At 73.8% G+C, this 5,538-nt stretch carries 4 protein-coding genes; all 4 read left to right on the top strand.

Annotation, left to right across the window (positions count from 1 at the left end):
• The first annotated feature begins 35 nt into the window (after nt 1–35).
• Nucleotides 36–1,643, top strand: coding sequence for a carboxyl transferase domain-containing protein (locus tag PLP61_RS14545; RefSeq protein ID WP_324503472.1), 1,608 nt, complete (start codon nt 36–38; stop codon nt 1,641–1,643).
• On the top strand, nt 1,640–3,520 hold the full coding sequence (locus PLP61_RS14540) for an acetyl/propionyl/methylcrotonyl-CoA carboxylase subunit alpha (RefSeq protein ID WP_324503471.1): 1,881 nt from the start codon (nt 1,640–1,642) through the stop codon (nt 3,518–3,520). Before PLP61_RS14545 ends, PLP61_RS14540 begins: the two co-directional genes overlap by 4 nt.
• Nucleotides 3,517–4,461: a hydroxymethylglutaryl-CoA lyase gene (locus PLP61_RS14535; RefSeq protein WP_324503470.1), complete on the top strand. Its 945-nt coding sequence runs from the start codon at nt 3,517–3,519 to the stop codon at nt 4,459–4,461. The genes PLP61_RS14540 and PLP61_RS14535 overlap by 4 nt, the downstream gene beginning before the upstream one ends.
• Nucleotides 4,462–4,490: 29 nt before the next feature.
• Nucleotides 4,491–5,538, top strand: a 1,048-nt coding sequence (locus PLP61_RS14530; protein ID WP_324503469.1) for a hypothetical protein, incomplete at its 3' end; no start/stop codon positions are given.

Genomic DNA, 5,538 nt, shown 5'->3' with positions numbered 1-5,538 from the left:
GGTTAGCGATCGTTAACCTGAGGGACGGAGGGCGCATGGCCGCGCAGATGCCCGAGCTCGTCGCCCAGCTGCGCGAGCGGCTGGCCGTCGTCCGGCAGGGCGGCTCGGAGAGCGCACGGGCCCGGCACACCGCCCGGGGCAAGCTGCTGGTGCGCGACCGGGTGGAGCGGCTGCTCGACCCGGGGAGCGCCTTCCTGGAGCTCAACGCCCTGGCGGCCTACGACATGTACGGCGGCGAGTACGCCGTTCCGTCCGCGGGCATCGTCACCGGGATCGGCCGCATCAGCGGCCGGGAGTGCATGGTGGTGGCCAACGACGCGACGGTCAAGGGCGGTACCTACTACCCGATGACCGTCAAGAAGCACCTGCGCGCCCAGGCGGTCGCGGCGGAGAACCGGCTGCCCTGCGTGTACCTGGTGGACTCCGGAGGGGCGTTCCTGCCGATGCAGGACGAGGTCTTCCCCGACCGGGAGCACTTCGGCCGGATCTTCTTCAACCAGGCGACCCTCTCGGCCCGGCAGATCCCGCAGGTCGCCGCGGTGATGGGGTCGTGCACCGCCGGCGGCGCCTACGTGCCCGCCATGTCGGACGAGAGCGTGATCGTGCGCAACCAGGGCACGATCTTCCTCGGTGGGCCGCCGCTGGTGAAGGCCGCCACGGGGGAGGTGGTCACCGCGGAGGCCCTCGGCGGCGGCGACGTGCACGCGCGGACCTCGGGCGTGGTCGACCACCTGGCCGAGGACGACCCCCACGCGCTCGCGATCGTCCGGTCGATCGTCGCGACGCTGCCCGACGCACCCCGCCGAGCGGACCGAGACGACACCTCCGAGGGCGGTTCTTCTGCCGTGTGGGTCCACACCGCAACCTCTCCGGAGGAGCCGCACGAGGACCCCGCCACCCTGGACGACGTCGTGCCGGCCGACACCCGCACGCCGTACGACGTGCGCGAGGTGATCCGCCGGATCGTGGACGGCAGCCGGATGCACGAGTTCAAGAAGCTGTACGGCGAGACGCTGGTCACCGGGTTCGCGAAGATCTGGGGCTACGACGTCGGCATCGTCGCCAACAACGGCATCCTGTTCAGCGAGTCCAGCCTCAAGGGCGCGCACTTCATCGAGCTGTGCAACCAGCGCGGCATCCCGCTGGTCTTCCTGCAGAACATCACCGGGTTCATGGTCGGCCGGGAGTACGAGAACCGTGGCATCGCGAGGGACGGGGCCAAGCTGGTCACCGCGGTCGCGTGCAGCGTCGTGCCCAAGCTCACCGTGGTCATCGGCGGGTCGTTCGGGGCCGGCAACTACGGGATGTGCGGGCGTGCCTACGACCCGCGGTTCTTGTGGATGTGGCCCAACGCGCGCATCTCGGTGATGGGGGGCGAGCAGGCGGCGTCGGTGCTGGCCACCGTGCGGCGCGACGGGCTCGAGGCCGCCGGGAGCACCTGGTCGGCTGAGGAGGAGGAGGCGTTCCGGGCGCCGATCCGCGAGCAGTACGAGCTGCAGGGCTCGCCGTACTACTCCACCGCCCGCCTGTGGGACGACGGGATCATCGACCCCGCCGACACCCGCCGCGTGCTCGGCATGGGGCTGGCGCTGGCCGCCCGGACGCCGAGCCCGGCGCCCTCCTACGGCATCTTCCGGATGTGAGCGCGGTGTTCACCACCCTGCTGGTCGCCAACCGCGGTGAGATCGCCCTGCGGGTGATCCGCTCCGCGCACGCCCTCGGGGTGCGCTGCGTGGCCGTCCACACCGAGCTGGACCGGGCCGCACCTCACGTCCGGGCCGCCGACGTCGCTGTCGCCGTCCCCTCCTACCTCGACATCGACGCGGTCGTGGCGGCCGCGGTCGCCACCGGGGCCGAGGCGGTCCACCCCGGCTACGGGTTCCTCTCCGAGCGGGCCGCCTTCGCCCAGGCGGTCGAGGCCGCCGGTCTCGTGCTCGTCGGGCCCTCGGCGCGGGTCATGGAGCAGATGGGCCGCAAGGACGCCGCCCGCGAGATCGCCGTGCGGGCGGGCGTGCCGGTGGTCCCCACGGGCCAGGACGCGGCCTACCCGGTCCTGGTCAAGGCGGCGGCCGGGGGCGGCGGGAAGGGCATGCGGATCGTGCGGACCGCCGAGGAGCACGACGAGGCGGTCGCGGCCGCGCGGCGCGAGGCGGCCGCGGCCTTCGGGGACGACACCCTGCTGGTGGAGAAGTACGTCGAGCGCGGCCGGCACATCGAGGTGCAGGTGCTCGGCGACTCCCACGGGAACGTGGTGCACCTCTTCGAGCGTGACTGCTCGACCCAGCGGCGTCACCAGAAGGTGGTGGAGGAGGCCCCCGCGCCGACCCTCACCGACGCCCAGCGTCGGCTGGTCACCGAGTCGGCGGTGGCGCTGGCCCGGGAGGTGGGCTACGTGAACGCGGGCACGGTCGAGTTCCTGCTCGACACCGCGACCGGGGCGGCGTACTTCCTGGAGATGAACACCCGCCTCCAGGTGGAGCACCCGGTCACCGAGCTGGTGACGGGGGTGGACCTGGTCGCCCTGCAGCTGCGGATCGCCGCGGGTGAGCCGCTGCCCTTCACCCAGGACGACGTGCGGCTCTCCGGCCACGCGATCGAGGCCCGCATCTACGCCGAGGACCCCTTCCACGGCTTCCTGCCGCAGGCGGGCACCCCGACGCTGGTGCGGTGGCCGGAGGGGGTGCGGGTCGACGCCGCCCTGGAGAGCGGCCGGCCGGTCAGCGCGGCCTACGACCCGATGCTCGGCAAGGTGATCGTCCACGGTGCCGACCGCGAGACCGCCCGGCAGGCGCTGGTGGCGGCGCTGGACCGCACCACCGTGCTGGGGCTGACCACCAACACCGGCTTCGTCCGGGCGCTGGTCGCGGGTGCGGCGTTCCGGGAGGCCGCCATCGACACCGCGTACCTGGACCGCACCCCGCCCCTTCCGCCCCCGCGGCGCGACGCGCGGCTGGTCGCGGCCTGGATGACGGCCCGGGCGGCGCGGGCCACCGGCGCGGGTCCGTTCGCAGCCGACGGCTGGCGGCTCGCCGGCCCCCCGGCGCCGGTCACCGTGGAGCTCGACGAGGTGCTCCCGGTCACCGCGCACACGGCCGGGGACGTGCGGGTGGAGGAGCTCGAGCACGTGCCCGGCCCGGACGGGCGCTTCGACGTGGTCCTCAGCCTCGACGGCGTGCGCCACCGGGCAGCCGGCTGCGTGCTCCCGCACGTGGTCGAGGTGGTCCTCGAGGGCCAGCGGCACCTCTTCGACCGCCCCGACGTCTTCGCCGACCACGCGGTCCACGCGGGAGACGGGACCATCCTCGCGCCGATGCCCGGCAGCGTGGTCGCCGTCCGGGTCGCCGTGGGTGACCACGTGGAGGAGGGCCAGCTGCTGGGCATGATGGAGGCCATGAAGATGGAGCTGGCGCTCACGGCGCCGTTCGCAGGCACCGTCACCGAGGTCGGTGCGGTGGCCGGCCGCCAGGCGGCGCTCGGCGACCGGCTGTTCGTCGTCGAGCCGCGTGAGGAGCAGCCATGAACCGTACGACGCCGAGCAGCTACCCGGTGGCCGGGTACCCGGACCGGGTGACCGTCTACGAGGTCGGCCCCCGGGACGGGCTGCAGAACGAGGCGGCCCTGGTCCCCACGGAGGTGAAGGCCGAGCTGGTCGCCCGGCTGCTGGCGGCCGGGCTCCCGGTGGTGGAGGCCACCAGCTTCGTGCACCCCCGCTGGGTCCCCCAGCTGGCCGACGCCGAGGACCTGCTCCGGACCCTGGACGGGATGGACCTGCACCATGCCGACCGACGCGACCTGCCCGTCCTGGTGCCCAACGAGCGCGGCCTGGACCGTGCGCTCGAGCTGGGCTGCCGCCACGTGGCGATCTTCGGCAGCGCCACCGAAACCTTCGCCCAGCGCAACCTCAACCGCGGCCTCGAGGACCAGTTCACGATGTTCGAGCCGGTCGTGGCCCGGGCCCGGCAGCAGGGCCTGGACGTGCGCGCCTACGTCTCGATGTGCTTCGGGGACCCCTGGGAGGGTGCGGTCCCGGTCGAGCAGGTGGTCCGGGTCGGCACCCGGCTGCTGGACCTCGGGGCCGGACAGCTCTCCCTGGGCGACACCATCGGCGTGGGGACCGCCGGCCATGTGCGCGCCCTCGTGCGGGCCTTCACCGAGGCCGGAGTCCCGCTCGACCGGCTGGCGCTGCACTTCCACGACACCTACGGCCAGGCGCTCGCCAACGCGGAGGCCGCGCTCGGTGAGGGCGTCACCACCTTCGACGCCAGCGCCGGAGGGCTCGGCGGGTGCCCCTACGCCCACAGCGCCACCGGGAACCTGGCCACCGAGGACCTGGTCTGGATGCTGCACGGCCTGGGCATCGAGACCGGCGTCGACCTCGACGCGCTGGTGGCCACCAGCACCTGGCTCGCCGGCCGGCTGGGCCGCCCCAGCCCCTCCGCGGTGGTCCGGGCGCTGGGCTGAGCGGAAGCGGCGTACGGCAGAATCGGGTCATGAGCCGCGCCGTCTACCTCCACATCGGCGCTCCCAAGACCGGCACCACCTACCTGCAGGACCGGCTCCGGCTCAACGCCGCCTCCCTCGCCGAGCACCACGTCCACTTCCCCTCCGGGTCACGGCTGGTGGATCCCACCCTCTTCCACTTCCGGGCCGCCCTGGACCTGCTGGGACAGGACTGGGGCGGACCGCCGGGGCACGCCGAGGGCGCCTGGCCCGCGCTGATGCGCAAGGTCCGCCGGTGCCACGGCACGGTGGTCGTCAGCCACGAGATCCTCGCCCCGGCTACCCCCGAGCACGTCGCCCGGGCGATGGCCGACCTGGGACGCGGCGAGGTGCACATCGTCTACTCCGCCCGGGACCTGGGCCGGCAGCTCCCGGCCGCGTGGCAGGAGAGCATCAAGCAGGGGCGCAAGTGGCGCTTCCGCCGGTTCCTGGATCTCGTGGAGTCCGGCCGGCCCTGGTTCTACCGGGCGTTGGACCTGCCCACCGTGTTGTCCACCTGGGGCGCGCGCCTGCCTCCTGAGCGGATCCACGTGGTGACCGTCCCGCCCCGGGACCCCGGCAGGAGTGGTCGCGACGACCGGCTCTGGGAACGGTTCTGCGCGGCGTTCGGCATCGATCCGGCCTGGGCCCCCCAGGACAGCGACCAGGCCAACCGCTCCCTGGGCATCGCCGAGATCGAGCTGCTGCGCCGGCTGAACCGGCGGATGGCCCGCGAGGTGCGCCGCGAGGCGAGCTTCGACCACCTCGTCCGCGACGTGCTGGCCCAGGAGGAGCTCTCCCAGCGCCACTCGCGACCCGCGACGCTCCCGCCGACCCGGTACGACTGGGCCGAGGAGCAGGCCGAGCTGTGGATCGACTGGCTCGAGGGCAGCGGGGTGCAGGTGATCGGTGACGTGGCCGACCTGCGCCCGGTCCGTCCCCCCGAGGACGCCCGCTGGCGCAACCCGGACCGGGTGCGCGCCCGGCCGGTCCTGGCAGCGGCGCTGGACGCGCTGCAGGCGATGACCCGCGAGGCGGCCAGCCGTCCGGAGGCCGAGC

The sequence above is a fragment of the Nocardioides sp. genome, from assembly GCF_035429765.1.
Taxonomy (GTDB): Bacteria; Actinomycetota; Actinomycetes; order Propionibacteriales; family Nocardioidaceae; genus Nocardioides.
This window is presented reverse-complemented; position numbering and strand designations above follow the sequence as displayed.

Coding starts and splice junctions, on each gene's coding strand:
- PLP61_RS14545 (WP_324503472.1), top strand. CDS start 36: ATGGCCGCGCAGATGCCCGAGCTCGTCGCCCAGCTGCGCGAGCGGCTG.
- PLP61_RS14535 (WP_324503470.1), top strand. CDS start 3,517: ATGAACCGTACGACGCCGAGCAGCTACCCGGTGGCCGGGTACCCGGAC.